General features: G+C 39.8%; 16 protein-coding genes. 10 read left to right on the top strand and 6 right to left on the bottom strand.

What is annotated here, in order from left to right; translation table 11 throughout:
- Positions 1-16 precede the first annotated feature (16 nt).
- From F903_RS01115 to F903_RS01070, 10 genes are all read left to right on the top strand, one after another.
- Positions 17-1,438, top strand: coding sequence for an FAD-dependent oxidoreductase (locus tag F903_RS01115; protein WP_005193859.1), 1,422 nt, complete (start codon positions 17-19; stop codon positions 1,436-1,438).
- A gap of 171 nt (positions 1,439-1,609) precedes the next feature.
- Positions 1,610-2,500, top strand: a complete 891-nt coding sequence (locus F903_RS01110) for a metal-dependent hydrolase (RefSeq protein WP_005193858.1) — start codon at positions 1,610-1,612, stop codon at positions 2,498-2,500.
- Positions 2,501-2,844: 344 nt separating this feature from the next.
- On the top strand, positions 2,845-3,435 hold the full coding sequence (locus F903_RS01105) for a LemA family protein (RefSeq protein WP_005193857.1): 591 nt from the start codon (positions 2,845-2,847) through the stop codon (positions 3,433-3,435).
- A 24-nt stretch (positions 3,436-3,459) separates the two neighbouring features.
- A complete protein-coding gene (locus F903_RS01100; RefSeq protein WP_005193855.1) occupies positions 3,460-4,515 on the top strand; it encodes a TPM domain-containing protein in 1,056 nt (351 codons plus the stop codon).
- Positions 4,509-5,069 (top strand): TPM domain-containing protein, encoded by a 561-nt coding sequence (locus F903_RS01095; RefSeq protein WP_005193854.1) that lies wholly within the window; start codon positions 4,509-4,511, stop codon positions 5,067-5,069. Before F903_RS01100 ends, F903_RS01095 begins: the two co-directional genes overlap by 7 nt.
- 453 nt (positions 5,070-5,522) lie before the next feature.
- Positions 5,523-6,008, top strand: a complete 486-nt coding sequence (locus F903_RS01090; protein ID WP_416202008.1) for a pilin — start codon at positions 5,523-5,525, stop codon at positions 6,006-6,008.
- Positions 6,009-6,168: 160 nt separating this feature from the next.
- Positions 6,169-7,710: a PglL family O-oligosaccharyltransferase gene (locus F903_RS01085; protein ID WP_171065182.1), complete on the top strand. Its 1,542-nt coding sequence runs from the start codon at positions 6,169-6,171 to the stop codon at positions 7,708-7,710.
- 136 nt (positions 7,711-7,846) lie between these two features.
- Positions 7,847-8,329 carry a pilin gene (locus F903_RS01080; RefSeq protein ID WP_005193850.1) on the top strand — a complete coding sequence of 161 codons (483 nt, stop codon included), beginning with the start codon at positions 7,847-7,849 and terminating at the stop codon, positions 8,327-8,329.
- A gap of 19 nt (positions 8,330-8,348) precedes the next feature.
- A complete protein-coding gene (tfpZ, locus tag F903_RS01075; protein ID WP_034594641.1) occupies positions 8,349-9,083 on the top strand; it encodes a TfpX/TfpZ family type IV pilin accessory protein in 735 nt (244 codons plus the stop codon).
- 159 nt (positions 9,084-9,242) lie between these two features.
- Positions 9,243-10,880: an O-antigen ligase family protein gene (locus F903_RS01070; protein WP_005193847.1), complete on the top strand. Its 1,638-nt coding sequence runs from the start codon at positions 9,243-9,245 to the stop codon at positions 10,878-10,880.
- 58 nt (positions 10,881-10,938) lie between these two features.
- Here the strand turns inward: F903_RS01070 and bfr are convergent, their stop codons facing one another.
- The 6 genes from bfr to gmk all read right to left on the bottom strand — a co-directional run bounded on the left by bfr (position 10,939) and on the right by gmk (position 15,858).
- Positions 10,939-11,403, bottom strand: a complete 465-nt coding sequence (gene bfr / locus F903_RS01065; protein WP_004673178.1) for a heteropolymeric bacterioferritin subunit Bfr — start codon at positions 11,401-11,403, stop codon at positions 10,939-10,941.
- A 279-nt stretch (positions 11,404-11,682) separates the two neighbouring features.
- The gene (locus F903_RS01060; RefSeq protein ID WP_005193845.1) at positions 11,683-11,877 is read right to left on the bottom strand and encodes a bacterioferritin-associated ferredoxin; all 195 of its coding nucleotides are present in this window, start codon (positions 11,875-11,877) and stop codon (positions 11,683-11,685) included.
- 180 nt (positions 11,878-12,057) lie between these two features.
- On the bottom strand, positions 12,058-12,438 hold the full coding sequence (locus tag F903_RS01055) for a RidA family protein (RefSeq protein WP_004673174.1): 381 nt from the start codon (positions 12,436-12,438) through the stop codon (positions 12,058-12,060).
- Positions 12,439-12,542: 104 nt separating this feature from the next.
- The gene (locus F903_RS01050) at positions 12,543-14,651 is read right to left on the bottom strand and encodes a RelA/SpoT family protein (protein WP_005193844.1); all 2,109 of its coding nucleotides are present in this window, start codon (positions 14,649-14,651) and stop codon (positions 12,543-12,545) included.
- A 234-nt stretch (positions 14,652-14,885) separates the two neighbouring features.
- On the bottom strand, positions 14,886-15,164 hold the full coding sequence (gene rpoZ, locus F903_RS01045) for a DNA-directed RNA polymerase subunit omega (RefSeq protein WP_004673169.1): 279 nt from the start codon (positions 15,162-15,164) through the stop codon (positions 14,886-14,888).
- Between the two features lie 70 nt (positions 15,165-15,234).
- Positions 15,235-15,858 (bottom strand): guanylate kinase, encoded by a 624-nt coding sequence (gene gmk, locus F903_RS01040; RefSeq protein WP_005193842.1) that lies wholly within the window; start codon positions 15,856-15,858, stop codon positions 15,235-15,237.
- Positions 15,859-15,865 lie beyond the last annotated feature (7 nt).

Genomic DNA, 15,865 nt, shown 5'->3' with positions numbered 1-15,865 from the left:
ACCCACGGAGAGAGACATGGCAGAACGCCTCAATAATGACTTTCAATTTCTGGATGTAGCACGCCAAGATCCAGAGAAAAAAGATATTACTGTCCGCAAAGCAGAGTTTGTGGAAATTTATAAACCTTTTACTGCGGATGTGGCTGCGAATCAATCACATCGTTGTTTAGGTTGTGGTAATCCCTATTGTGAATGGAAATGTCCAGTACATAACTACATTCCAAACTGGTTGAAGCTAATTGCGGAAGGTCAAATTTTCCAAGCGGCTGAACTTTGCCATCAAACCAATACCTTGCCAGAAGTTTGTGGTCGTGTATGTCCACAAGACCGTTTGTGTGAAGGTGCATGTACCCTAAATGATGGCTTTGGTGCAGTAACCATTGGGAATGCTGAAAAGTACATCAACGATACAGCATTTGCTTTAGGCTGGCGCCCAGATATGTCTGGGGTAAAGCCGACGGGTAAAAAAGTCGCGATTATTGGTGCTGGTCCAGCAGGTTTAGGTTGTGCAGATATTCTTGCACGCGGTGGTGTTAAACCTGTGGTATTTGATAAACGCCCAGAAATAGGTGGTTTGCTCACATTTGGTATTCCTGAATTTAAAATGGAAAAAGATGTGATGAAGCGTCGCCGTGAAATCTTCACGGGGATGGGCATCGAATTCCGTTTAAATACTGAGATTGGTACTGACGTTACCATTGAACAGTTATTAGCTGAATATGATGCTGTATTCATGGGAATGGGCACCTATACCTATATGAAAGGTGGTTTTCCGGGTGAAGATCTCGATGGTGTTTATGATGCATTAGATTTCTTGATTGCCAACGTGAATCGTTGCCAAGGTTGGGAAAAAGATCCAAGCGAATACATCAACCTAGACGGTAAAAAAGTAATCGTGCTTGGTGGTGGTGATACCGCGATGGATTGTAACCGTACCTCGCTACGTCAAGGTGCACATGACGTGACCTGTGCTTATCGTCGTGATGAAAGCAACATGCCAGGTTCTGCACGTGAAGTGAAAAATGCCTATGAAGAAGGCGTGAAATTCCTATTCAATCGTCAGCCGATTGAAATCGTGGGCGAAAATGGTCAAGTGACTGGCGTTAAATTCGTAACGACTCAATTGGGTGAGCCTGATAGCCGTGGTCGTCGTAGCCCTGAACCAATTCCGGGTTCTGTAGAAGTATTGCCAGCGGATGCGGTACTACTTGCTTTTGGTTTCCGTCCAAGTCCAGCTGATTGGTTTGGTGGCGCAAAGGTAAATCTAGATGGTTCAGGTCGTGTAGTTGCGGCTGAACAGCAAGAATTCAAATTCCAAACTTCTAACCCGAAGATTTTCGCGGGTGGTGATATGGTGCGTGGTTCTGATCTTGTTGTGACTGCAATTTGGGAAGGACGTGAAGCGGCAGAAGGTATCTTGGATTACCTTGGGGTTTAATTTAACTCTGTTTAAATAATACTTTTATAAAGCCTGCGATATGCAGGCTTTATTTTTACACTTTATCTTTTTGGCGGTTTTTGCCAGTTCGATCATCTTTTTTGCCCTGTCATTGTGGTTTTTTCGAGGTAATACTCAAGGTCAGTATGAAAAATGATGCAGGCAATCAATATGGCTCTTGCAAATATCAACACAGAAAAAAATTATCTAAATCGTCCCAAAGCATTAGGGATTACCGTGCGGCGTTTGCAGTTTAATCCTAAAAAAATTAAGCGACATTTTTTTGCAAATTCACCTGTGATGTCGCATCTCTTGACTGCACTTTCCTCAACCTTTCCGATAGGTGAGCAGTTTTTTGTCAACAGTGTGCGCAATGTTCGAGACAAAGTTCAAGATCCAAAATTACAAGCACAGATTGCTGCGTTTATTGGTCAAGAAGCCATGCACTCCAAAGCCCATAGTGAGTTTAATGATGCATGGCGGCGTGATGATTATAATCTTGATCGTTTTCAAGCTTGGATCGCCAAACAGGATGAATCATTAAGAAAAGCGCATCCAAAACTTCAACTTGCTTTGACCTGTGCTTTCGAGCATTTCACTGCAATGTTAGGAGGTTATATTCTCAAGCATCCTGAGCTATTAAGTACCTTGGATGAGGATGCGATGAAGTTGTGGGTGTGGCATGCAATTGAGGAAATCGAGCATCGTTCAGTGGCATTTGATGTTTATGAAGAGGTGTATGGCGACGATCGAATTCGACGTTTGTTGATGCGTAGCGTCACCACTGGTTTTGCGAGTTTGGTTTTTTACGGAACAACACGTTTGATCTGGCAAGATAAGTGGAAAAGTCTGCCTAAAGTCGGTGGAAATTTATTTGGACTATATTTACTGAGCAAAATGCTGATTCAATTGATTCCTGAATATTTATCATATTATCAAGCTGATTTTCATCCAGCGAAGCATGACTATACTAAGTTGGTCAATTACTGGAAAGCGCGTATGGCAGATGAATATGGCATGATTAGTTTTCAGGAAGAGACTGCTTCGAAAATTTATAGTTAGTGTGTCAATTTTAATTTAACACCGTTCAAAACCTATTAAATCCTCCTTTGATAAGGGGGACTTCTTATCATCATATAGCTAGGCATTATTCGCTTTGCACGGCATTACATTCAGACCTTGATGTAATGCCGTTTTTATTAGATCTCTTTTATCATTATTAATACTCTCTTTGTATTTCTATCAGAGGGAGAATGAGGAACGATTGAAGTTCCGCAAGAGAATTGATGAAAGACGTCTATTTAAAGAGAAATAAAACAACGTTAATAAACTTTACACAGCGCACAAAAAATCACACTACAATGAATTATCGCAAAAATATAAAGAAAAACTTGAGGATAAACTTTATGAAAGCTATGAAACAAACCGCTCTCGCAACCGTATTGGCAAGCAGTTTATTATTTACAGGTTGTGGCTATAACACCTTACAAGTCAAAGATGAAGCTGTGATTGCATCATGGTCAGAAGTACAAAACCAGTATCAACGTCGTGCTGACCTCGTACCGAATTTAGTTAATGTGGTAAAAGGTTACGCTAAACATGAAGAACAAGTTTTAGTTGAAGTGACCCAAGCACGTTCTAATGTTGCGGGTTTAAAAGTAGATAAAGAGGTCTTAGAAGACCCCGCTTTATTTGAAAAATATCAACAAGCACAAAGTCAACTTACCAGTGCATTGTCTCGTTTAATTGCCGTTTCAGAAAACTATCCTGACCTCAAAGCCAATGAAAATTTCCGTGATCTACAAGCGCAGCTTGAGGGAACGGAAAACCGTATTGCAGTCGCGCGTAATCGTTATATTACCACTGTTCAAGATTACAATGCCTATGCGCGTCAATTCCCGCAAGTGATGACAGCGAAAGTGATCGGCATGAAAACCAAAGAAAACTTTAAGGCGGAAGCATCTGCTGAACAAGCGCCAACAGTTTCTTTTAACTAAATAGGCATTGTCGGGAGTCACTGTATGATGAAAACGTCAAAGCAAGCATGGACGCAGCGAATTTACGCTGTTTTCATCCTTCTTTTTACAACACTTTGTTTTCAACATGCGGTGTGGGCGGAGCAAGCAACAGCAACAGATCAAGGTGATGTGCTGATTGCTGGGAAAATCATCCAAGAACAACAAAAAAATCAATCGGCCGCAGCTGCCAATAACAATGACACTGCTCCAGTTCTGCCCAAGGTTGCCGATGATATGGCAGAGGGGGAATCTATACGTGGCTTGCCCACTTTAAATCAGCCAGTCATTGATCAAGCCAATATATTGAGTGCTGCTGAAATGCAGCAATTGAACCAAAAAATTCTCAGTCTCTATCAGCAGGGTAAGGCACAAATCGGTGTGATTATTGTGCCGACTACAGGACAGGAAGCGATTTTTGACTTTGCTTTAAGGACAGGTGAAAAATGGCAATTGGGTTCGGCTAAACGCGATAATGGCTTACTGATTGCGATTGCGGTTAATGATCGTAATATTCAAATTCTGACGGGCTATGGTTTGGAAGGTGTTTTACCTGATGTGGTGCTGAGTCGAATTATTCGTAATCAGATCACGCCTGCATTTAAACAAGGTCAATATGCACAAGGTATTGCGGCGGGTTTGGATGAGATTACTCGAATCGTCAATTTAGATCCTGAAGTTGCACAACAAGCAGCACAGGAGTTAAAAGAGCGTCATGAGCAAGCATTGCATCAGCAACAAGCCAGAGACAGTAGTCTTTCAATGGCACTCTTTATCTTGATTGCTGGTGTTGTGGGTTCATTTATTGTGGGTAAACGTCTCAGTGCATCTACTGCTGGGGTTGCAGCAGCGGTGGCAGGTTTGGTCAGTGGGGCTGGTGTATTGATGAGCTTGTTGCTGGGTATCGGTGTGTTCTTTTTATTGATCACCTCACTGGCGCAACTGATTTTCCAAGCCTTTTTATCAGGCGGTGGACGTGGCGGTGGTGGCGGTTTTGGTGGTGGTGGATATCGTGGCGGTGGCGGTGGTTTTGGCGGCGGAGGTGCATCAGGCTCATGGTAACTAAGACAGATACAACGCAAATTATTACTCAGCCCAAACTGGCTGAACGAGTCCAACCGAGCTTGAAACGTTGGTTTAAGCATTTTCTATATATTTCTGCCACGCATCGCTATTTTAGTAAGCAAGATCGTTTAGAGATTGCTCAGACGGTACAGCAAGCTGAGCATGGACATGTTGGTGAGATACAGGTGGTGATAGAGGGGCATATCCCTTGTTCACAAGCTTATCATCAGGATACACGCTTACGTGCGCAACAGCTCTTTGCTGAATTGGGCGTATGGGATACCGAGTTGAATAGTGGCGTGTTGCTTTACCTAAATCTATGCGAGCGCAAAGTTGAAATTGTGATTGATCGGGGCTTAAAGAGTGCAACAGATACTGAAACTTGGCAGCAGATTTGTCAGTTGATCATCGAAAGACTCAAACAGCAGCAATATCAACAAGGTGTTTTGGCAGGTATTCAGGAAATCGGTCAGGTGTTGGTGATGTATTATGATCAGCCAATTCCTGAACAAACCAATGAGTTGCCTAATGAGCCGATTATTTTGAATTAATAGAGCTTATACAGTTCCAAATATTTCACCTTTGGCTGATGAATGAGACTTTTAGAAATTCAATGTTGGGGTATTTGCTCAGATTTGATTGTGTCGTTTAATTAAGGGATATATCGCCTAGTGATAAACGGATGTTATTTGGAGATGAGTGGTAGTGTCAGTTACAAATTTTTTTATGTGACCTATTTCGCTCAATTTTAAAACAATAAGAGCATCATCAAAATTGACTTTAAAATTCAAGACGGATAATGAGGGAAAGCTGACATTATTTGTCATTTTTTTTCATAATGTGTCTAATTTGCATTAATTCTGATCGTTACTAATAATATTTAAGTCTCTGTTTTTTTAAGTTAAAATTGGCTAAGCTAGGAGCTGGCATGAAACATGCTGAATACAAAGTAGCTGAATAAAGCTTATAAAAAATTTATACATTGGAGAAATGTTATGAACACAATGCAAAAGGGTTTTACCTTAATTGAATTAATGATCGTAGTTGCGATCATCGGTATTTTGGCGGCGGTAGCTTTACCTGCTTATCAAGACTATACAGCACGTGCAAAAGTATCTGAAGTAGTCTTAGCAGCATCTACATGTCGTACAGCAGTTTCTGAAGCATCACAAACTGGTTTTTCAGCTGATGCGACAGCTAATAACTTTGGTTGTGGAGAAGGCGGAACTGAAAATTCTCCTCTTTCTCAATATGTTCAAACTATTGCGACAGATGAAAATGGAGTAATTACTGTGACTGCACGTAATATTAGTCAGCTAGGTTCAGGTGTGAATGTATCATTTACACCTTACTCTGACGCTGATGCAACTGTTCCATCTAGTGCTGCTGATTATAACCGCGCATCAGTTCAAACAGTTAGAGCGTGGGAATGTGCGGGTTCAGGGACAACTCCAATTTTAGCTAAATATTTACCAGCTTCTTGCCGTTAATATTTAGATTATAAAAAAGAGGGGAAACCCTCTTTTTTTGTATCAAGAATTGTTGATCAGAATGAAAATGATTTATTTTTTCTCAGCTTTTTTTTGTCTTTTGGCGTGGCTATCGCCAAACCATTACCAACCTTGGCTATCAGTCTATCAAGATAGCAGTATGTTTGTTGCAGCTTTGTTACTTGCTTCTAGTTTGCTGAATCAAAAGAGTATACATGTTCCCTATATTTTAACTTTTTTTATATTTTTAAGCTTTATCCCTCTAATACAATACTATTTAGGTATTGTTTATTTTTTTGGAGAAGCAATTACTTTTTTTTTCTATCTTTTAGCTCTAGCTACGGTGTTTATTGTCGGTTTTAATATTGCTCAATTGGAAAGATCAAATAAAGATAACATTATAGCCGGATTTTTTATAACGATATTAATTGCAAGTATGATTTCTGTCTGGATTCAATTGCGCCAATGGTTACTATTTGATGGTAATATTTGGATCGTTGATATGCCTCCAAATGGGCGGCCTTTTGCAAATATGGCGCAGCCAAATCAGTTATCAACCTTGCTAATTATGGGTGTTTTATCTGTTTTATACCTTTTTGAAAAGCATAAAATTAATAATATATCTGCAAGTTTAGCGACGATTTTTATCTTATTTGGTGTTGTGCTGACCCAATCAAGGACTGCTTGGGTATTTGCTATTTGTATTTTGATTTGGTGGCTTATAAAAATTAGAGTTCATACTCGCCTAAGAATGAGGTATTTAATAACATGGGTCGGTGTATTCGTTACTTTATGGTTTTGCTTACCTTATTTCTCAGAACTTTTGGGTATAACTTCAATTCGTAGTCTCTCTGATAGAGCAACAGCAGGGTTGGAGCGATGGTCAATGTGGCATCAGCTCATTATGATCTTACCAAATGCTCCTTTGCAAGGTTATGGATGGGGGCAGTTGAATGTTGCTCAAATTTTGAATCAAAGTGATTATGATCAATATCCTGTTTTTGGCTATAGCCATAACTTATTTTTAGATATTTTGATTTGGAATGGTCTTTTATTCGGGGGAGCTATCTCTCTTTTTATTCTCTTTTTTTTGTTGAAAATGGCTTTAAGCGCAAAAGATAATGAATCAATTGTTATTCTAGCGGTAGTTGGCGCAATTTTAGTACACAGTATGTTTGAGTATCCTTTTGCCTATGCTTATTTCTTATTACCAATGGGATTTTTTCTTGGTTTTCTTTATGCACAGCAAAATCGCGATATTCGATCATTGTCGATACAAAAAAAGTGGTATGTATTACACCTTGTTTATTGTGCATCTTTAATGGCTGTTTTTGCTTATGATTATAAAAGAATAGAACATGAACATGAGTTGATGCGGTATGAAAATGTAAAACTACGGAATATTGATCTAAAGAATATTGAGCCAGATGTAATACTCCTTACGCAATTAAGAGATTATATTTGGTTTGTACGACAACCTCTTCTAGCCGATAAATCCGAACAAGAATTAGATCGTATGCGGAAAATAGTGTATCGCTTTCCTGAACGTCCTATGCTTTACCGCTATATACAAACTTTGTATTTGAATGGTCAAACGGAAGAGGCAAATAAAGTATTAAATTTTTTTAATACTTTATATAAAGAGAAGTTAACTTTACTTTTGATACAGCAACGGTTGGAGTATGAAAAATCTAATAAATGACAATTAGTGTCATAGACTGACGGTATGATTCTTATTTTATTATTGATATTTATTTAAGCTATTGAAAGTATTATTATTTTATTTTGGTATTGTTCTTGCTTTAGCTCTGTTTAGAATCCACTGACGGAGAGTGAAAATGATAACAAAAGGATTTACTTTAATTGAACTTATGATTGTGGTAGCGATTGTAGGTATATTAAGCTCGATTGCTCTTCCTGCGTATAATGATTATGTTATTCGTAGTAAAGTTTCAGAAGTAGTCATGGCAACATCTGTATGTCGAGCGGCTGTAACAGAAGCATCGCAATCAGGTTTTATTTCTGCTCCAACGACAGGGAATGAGTTTAGTTGTGGTACGGCATCAGGTGTATCAAGCAAAGTTGCTATTATTGCAACAAATGAAGATGGATTGATTTCTGTCCAAGCCCAAAATCTTCCTGAACTCGGTTCAAAAGTTAATTTGGAGTTAGTACCATATAGCGATGGCACTATGAATAATCCGTCTGTTGCGATTGATTTTGCTACAGCAACCTCTAAGGAGGTACGTGCTTGGAAATGTCAGTCTAAACAAGATGGGACAGGGATTGATTCCAGATATTTACCAATTAACTGTAGATGATTTATGTAGATGTATGAACATGTCAAAAAGAACTAAATTTTTTATAGGCCATTTGTCTATCTCATTACTGATTGCTTTAACCGTTGTGGGGCTTGTTTTCTTTATTTGGTATCCTACACCACTTGCTCAAGCAGTTGGGGTGACAGATATCTTTCTTATGTTACTGATGATCGATGTCATCGTAGGACCAGTATTGGGATGGGTGGTCTATAAAGAAGGCAAAAAAACCTTAAAAATGGATTTAAGCATTATTATTCTGCTTCAACTCTCAGCTCTGTTCTACGGGATCTATAGTATTGGTCAAGGTCGTCCAGTGTGGATGGTCTATAGTGTTGATCGTTTTGAAGTTGTTAGAAATAATGAAATCATTAATGAAAATATTCAGAAGGCTCAACTGGAATACCAACAACCTTCTTGGTTAAAGCCTCAATTTGTAGCGATGCAGCTTTCCAAAAATAGACAACAACGTAATGATGAAATGTTTACAGAAGTGTTCTCTGGAGTATCACTTGCACAGCGTCCCGAACGCTACGTGCCGATGATTGAAGTAAAAAATCAAATCCGACAGCGTGCCCAAGATCTGAAACTACTTAAACAATTTAATGACCCACAATCTGTACAGAAAATTCTAGCCAAATACCCACAAGCCGATGCTTTCGTGCCACTCAAAGCCGCAGCAGTCGATATGACAGTTTTAATAAAAAAAGAAACAGCTGAAGTAGTCAAGATTGTGGATTTGAGACCATGGAAGTAACTCACTGAAAAGGGCGCTCCTGTTGAGTTCATTGATCAAACGATGTGGGTAGACTTGATCATTCTCCTTGATTAAAAAATGTAGTTTTTCCTACCAAATTAAGATCAATAAAATGGCTTCGTTATATACTAGCGCGAAGCCTTATTTTTATTTAACCTTATGCAAGCTCTCTGTTTTCTTCTCGCCAGTGTGTTACTGGGCTTTGCGTGGCTATCGCCATTCCATACATACCCATGGGTGACTTTTTCTAGTGATCTCGCTGGTTTTGCTGCGGGTATTGCGCTCTTTACGCTGGCCTTAAATAAAAATATAAAAGTACCTAAAGCACAGTTATGGATGCTACCTATTGTTGTGATTCCAATATTGCAATGGAGCTTTGGCTTAATTGGGGATCTGAGTGTTGCGTTACTGAGTTCATTTTACCTATTTACATTTTGGTTAATGATTCTGCTCGGTTTTAACCTGTCGCTACAGCAACCAAACCGGCGTGAACAGTTGATGCAAGGGTTTAGTTATCTGGTGCTTGCAACGGCTGTGATCACCAGTTTAATGGCAATCATGCAATGGTTGAAATTGGAGTCTCATTTCAGCTTTATTAATCAATTGAGAGGCAATAGACCTTTTGCCAATTTCGGGCAACCAAACAATATGGCGACCTTTTTGATCGTGGGATTGTTTGGAGGGCTTTATCTCTATGAAAAACGAAAAGCAGCCTTATGGTTGCTGATCCCATCGAGTTTCTTAATTTTATTTGCGATTAGTTTAAGTCAGTCTAGAACGTCGTGGATAGTACTGATTTTTGTTTTTATTTATTGGATCTATAAACAGCATAGAAATAGCCCGCGTCTGAATTTTCCTAAACTGATTTTTTGGTGTGCAACTTTTGTATTGATGTCAGGTTACCTTTTACCGCTGTTGACGCAGTGGATCGCCGCGGAACAGCTTACCGAAGTGGCCAAGACTGCTTCTATTGTTGATCGGGCGAGCCGAGGACATGAGCGTTTAGGAATGTGGATGCAAATCCTTCATGCGATCGCAGAACAGCCATGGTGGGGCTATGGATGGAATCAAACCAGTGTGGCAGTGGTGGAGAGTCTTCAGTTCAATACGGTACAGGTTTGGTTTAATAGCTCGCATAATATTTTGTTGGATTTGCTGGTCTGGAATGGTATTCCACTTGGACTCTTGATCATTGGTTATATTGGACTGTGGTTGTTTTGGTTAAATCAACGAAGCAAAGAGACTGTTTCGATTATTGCGATGTTGATGGTCGTTGCGATTCTGATTCATGCCATGCTTGAGTTTCCGCAGCGTTACGCTTATTTCTTATTGCCATTGGGCTTCTTATTGGGTCTGATTCAGTCGCAAACACCGAATTTAAAAGGCATCGAAATACATAAGAATATTATTCGCTGTGTCTGGGTGTTGAGTCTTATTGTGCTTCTGCTTATTTGGCGGGACTATAAGCTCTATCAAGATAATAGCCGTTTGGCTTTTGCGAAAAAGCCACCGACTGCTCGTATTTTGGGTAGTTCAGAAATTCTATTATTAACTCAGTTTGAGTGGCGTCTCAATTGGATTGAACTATCACCCAATACAGTGATGTCTGAGCATGAGTTAATGATGATCGGAAAAATGGTGAAGAATAAAGCAACCCCGTTTAATCTGAAAAAATATGCGCAGTTGCTGGCATATAATGGTAGAGAGACTGAAGCACAGCAATATATTGAGATTTGGAATCGGCTTTATAAAAAGCAACTGACTTTAGAGCAAGTGATCGGTCAGTCCAAAAAGTAAATCCCTCCCTTTTAAAAGGTGAGAAGCACTGCTTCGCAAGGGAGGGATTTAAAATTTGTTAAATTTGGCTTTGAATGTAGTTTTCGATGCCAACTTTTTCGACTAAATCAAGTTGAGTATCGAGCCAGTCTAGATACTCTTCTTCTTTCTCTAAAATCTCTTGGACTAAATCACGTGTCACATAATCCTGCTCAACTTCAGCGAGCTCAACTGCTTGCTGAATCGTCGCGATATTTTCTTTAACTTTGCGAATATCACAATTTAACACTTCTTCGGTATGCTGACCGATGTACAATTTGCCGAGATGTTGTAGATTCGGTAAGCCTTCTAAAAATAAAACACGCTCAATGATTTTATCGGCATGTTTCATTTGGCGAATAGATTCTTTGTATTCAGCTGATCCGAGCTGCTCGATGCCCCAGTCATTAAACATACGAGAATGTAAAAAATATTGGTTAATTGCAGTTAAATGATGATAAAGCACCTGATTCAGCTGATTGATCACTTCACGATTGCCTTTCATTGCCTTGCTCCATAAAACACCAAGTTGATGCCCTAATAACTAAGGCAATTTATATGATTTTAATCAACAAAGAGGGTTATGGCGAGTAATTTATGGAACGGCAAATGAAAATCACAATCATGAGGAGTTAGGCGCTCAACGAGTGGTGAGCAGTGTAAGGTAATTTACGTCTATTATTTATTTTTATAAAAAAACCGCTTAGATGAAGAGTGGTTAAGGTTCGACAAGAAGCGGTGGAGTCGTAAAGACGAATGGAATTTGTTTTAAGGTCTAAATAAGTCAGGCTGCAACTGAGATGCGTGCAGCGATTTCAGCGAGTTCTTCACTGATAATAGCACGTGCTTCAGGAACACAACGCCCACAGCAAGTTCCTAAGCCAAGTTCTTCGCGGATTTCACGATAGCTCTCTGTACCGTTAGCAACGGCATCTTTGATATCTTGATCGGTGATTCCACGACATAAACAGACATACATGGCAGACTATTCACAAATATAAATGCGATAATTGATATTATTGATAATTGTTATCGTTTGTCAATGAATTTCATTCGAATAGCGAATAGATTCTTATTGGGAATTTGAATAAAAAAACACCACGTTATCGGTGGTGTCTATGTTTTTTATTTATATTATTGAAAAATATGAATTAACATATTATGAAATAATCACAATCCCGTCCATTTCTACCAGTGCATCTTTGGGTAGGCTAGCTACACCAAGCGCGGCACGTGCTGGATACGGCTGAGCAAAGTATTCCCCCATAATTTGATTGACCAACTGGAAGTGTGATAGATCAGTGAGGAAAATATTGAGTTTAGCGATATCAGCCAAACTACCGCCAGCAGCAGTACATACAGCTTTAAGGTTGTCAAAAACACGGCGAATTTGGGCTTCAATGCCATCCACGAGTTCCATACTATAAGGGTCTAAGCCGATTTGACCTGAAAGATAGAGCGTATTGCCAACGAGAATTGCTTGAGAATATGTTCCGATCGCAGCAGGGGCGTGTTCAGTATGAATAACTTGACGTGACATTAAGCTCTCCTATGTCTTTATTTTCGATCTTAAACAACGCGACTTTAACACAAAAGCTCAGTTGCGAAACGACTGAGTACTGCCGAGTCGTTTTCAGATGATTTTTAAACCACTTTAGCAACTTCGGGTTGGACGATGGGGATATTCAAACGTTCAATGCGTGGGAAATTCAGATGCATACGCAAGTCTCGAATGATTTGCGCAAGTTGTTTACGATTATTCACCACGATATTGACGTAGGTTTTTTGATCTTGTGAGTGAACCATTTCGACCCCGGTCTTTGCCTTACGACATTGGTAGATCAGATCAGAAATTTGTTCATCGTTCATGGCCATGTGAATACATAAATAAGCGCTAAAGCGAACATCATCGATTTCTTCTGATTGCCAGTATAAAGGCATGATATTTTCAGGGTGTTGATTTTGTTCGTGCAGCAAATTACGACAGCGTGAGCGATGCACGATTAAACCGCGACGTGACAAATGTCCTTGGATGGGATCTCCCAATACTGGGTTACAACAATGCGCATATTTTACATCTACGCCTTCAGTACCGAGAATTAAGCGATCTGATGTTTCATGAACATGTGAATATTGATCTTGAGCGAATAGGTGATTTGCCACCAATTGAGGCAGTAGGTCGCCGACAGCGATCTGTTCAAATAAGGTATCTTTACTGCTTAAATGTCGCCACTCTAAAACATTGATCCAATCATTTTGAGAAAGATCGTTGATTGAGCGATGGAATAATTTTAAGGCTCGATTCAGTGCTTGTTGACCGACTAAACGTTGCTCATCAATATCTTGATCTCTGAGCATGTTTTGCAATGCACGACGCGCTTTTTGCGTGTTAATAAAGCTCAGCCAATCTGGATTTGGCGTAGCCAGCACATCGGTAATGATCTCAACCACTTGACCGCTATGTAGTGGGGTGGATAAGGGGCGAATTTCACCATCCACTTTGGCACCCACAGCATGGTTACCTAGAAACAAGCTGGCCGAATAAGCGAAGTCGACTACAGTTGCGCCTTGCGGCAGTTCATGCAACTGTCCATGCGGAGTATATACCCAGATTTTTTCTTGATGTAAATAATCAAGTAAATCGCTAAATGTGGTTTTGGCACAATCACTGTCGATTAAGGTGTTCAAGTTTTGCATAGAAGCTTGAATCGCTGATCGGCAAGCCTGAGGTGCATTTTCCCCTAGTACCACACCAAAGCGTGCGGCTTTACGCATCAATTCAGTTTGAATGGTGAGCGACAGTGTGGTTTTTTCGCCTTTAAGCTTAATCATGAGCGACTGATTGCCGCCAGGTAAAGGGCGGCGAATATGGTCTCGATATTGTAAAACTTGAAAATTATCTTTCAAAGCTGTGACCAGACGGTCGCAATCCGCAATGCTTTGTAAAACGATTTCAAAGGCGTGGCTATGACTCAGTTCATTTAAATCAATTTCATTTTTTACAAAGTGACGCAGCAATTCGATATTATTATTTTTCTTTTTAATTCGACCTTTTATTTTATGGCTTTCTAATAAATCAGATAATTTTTGTTCCCAAATAGTTTGATATTCACAACGTTTAGGTTTGGTCTCTAATAGCGCGGTTTGTATGTCATTGAACATGTCGAGATCAAGATTTTGATAACACAGATGTTCCAAGTTATCAGCCATCTCGTTCATACCAACGAGTCGTGCCATCGGCACAAAGATATCAAAAGTTTCTTGTGCAATGCGGGCGCGTTTGTCTGGGCGCAGCGCACCTAGCGTGGTCATATTATGATAGCGATCTGCGAGTTTAATAATAATGACACGAGGATCTTGTAAGGTGGCTTGTAAGATTTTTCGGAAAGATGCGGCTTTGTTATATTCTTTATCACTGGAGTGGCTGAGTTTGGTCACGCCATCGACAAGTTCGGCGACGACCAATCCAAATTTTTCTCCAATTTCATCTTTGCTAAATTCAGTGTCTTCAATTACATCATGTAAGAGTGCAGCCATAAGCGTATCTGCATCGAGACGCATATGTGCCAAGATACAACTCACCGCAATAGGGTGTAAGACATAGGGTTCGCCACTTTTACGGGTAATACCGCTATGTGCTAAATCGGCAAAATCACAGGCAGCAAGCACACGCAGGACGTCGCTATCTTTGAGATAGGCATCAATAATTACTTTTAACTGTTGCTTGGCTTGGCTGACCTCTTCGCCTGGCATAGAAAAACACCTTTTATAACATGAATTCAATAATGATAACGTCTATGGATATTTGCTTTAGCTTCTAATGAAAAGCATATTGCCAAACTTGTCAATTTGTTCAGAAGAAAAAAACGAAAATTTTTCCAATCAAGGAAATTGCTTTTATCAATATAGAACAGGATCTACTGACATTTCAACAAACAAAAAAGCCCAGTGTCTTCACAATGGGCTTCTATGCAAAGTAAATTCGACTTAGAAAGAAAAACCTTCTAAGTTTAATGAATTTGTAGACAATACCATATCAAGATTTGACGTTTGGTAGTCTTGATCGCGTTGTTTCAAAATGTCTTTAGTCACATGACCCATCGCAATTTCGCGTAAAGCAACGACGGTTGGTTTGTCATTATCCCATTCTACAGTGGGTTCCATTCCTTGACGTGCGAGTTGACGTGCACGTTTACTCGCCACCAGTACCAACTCAAAACGGTTATCTACGTGGTCTAAACAATCTTCAACGGTTACACGTGCCATAAGTAGTCTCGTTTGAACAATACATCTGAAATGACTAAGTAGTATAAAAGGCTTTTGAGTAAGACTCAAGCTATTCGCGATGGAGCGTAATTAAATTCTCGATCAATTGTTGATGACGATTACTTTGCTGCAATGTTACTAAACGGTTGGCGCTGATAATCGATTCTAGATCGTGCACGGCTTTATTGAAGTCATCATTGATAATCACGTAGTCAAAACTAGCAAAATGACGCATATCCTCGACTGCACAACTGAGGCGATGCTCAATTACTTCAACTGAATCTGTGCCGCGGTTAGACAGACGTTGTCTTAAATCATACTGGGTCGGTGGAAGTATAAATATTTGTTTTGATTCTGGAAAAAGTCGACGAACTTGCTCTGCGCCTTGCCAGTCAATTTCTAATAATACATCGTGACCTTGTTGTAGTTGTGCTTTGACGGTGGCTTGGGAAGTCCCATAATAATTGCCAAAGACTTCTGCGTATTCAATAAATCCACCTTGTTCAACTTGGGCTAAAAAATCTTCTTTAGTGGTAAAATGATAGTGAACACCATCTAATTCGCCAGGACGTTGGTCGCGAGTTGTGTGCGAGACTGAAACATGAAGGTTGCTGACTCGATCGAGTAGGGCTTTCACTAAAGATGTTTTGCCTGTTCCTGAGGCCGCAGAAACGACAAACAATAGACCCGACATGATACTT

This window comes from Acinetobacter sp. NIPH 298, from assembly GCF_000369505.1.
Taxonomy (GTDB): domain Bacteria; phylum Pseudomonadota; class Gammaproteobacteria; order Pseudomonadales; family Moraxellaceae; genus Acinetobacter.
Note: the sequence above shows the minus strand (reverse complement) of the source record. Positions and strands in the feature narration are given on the sequence as shown.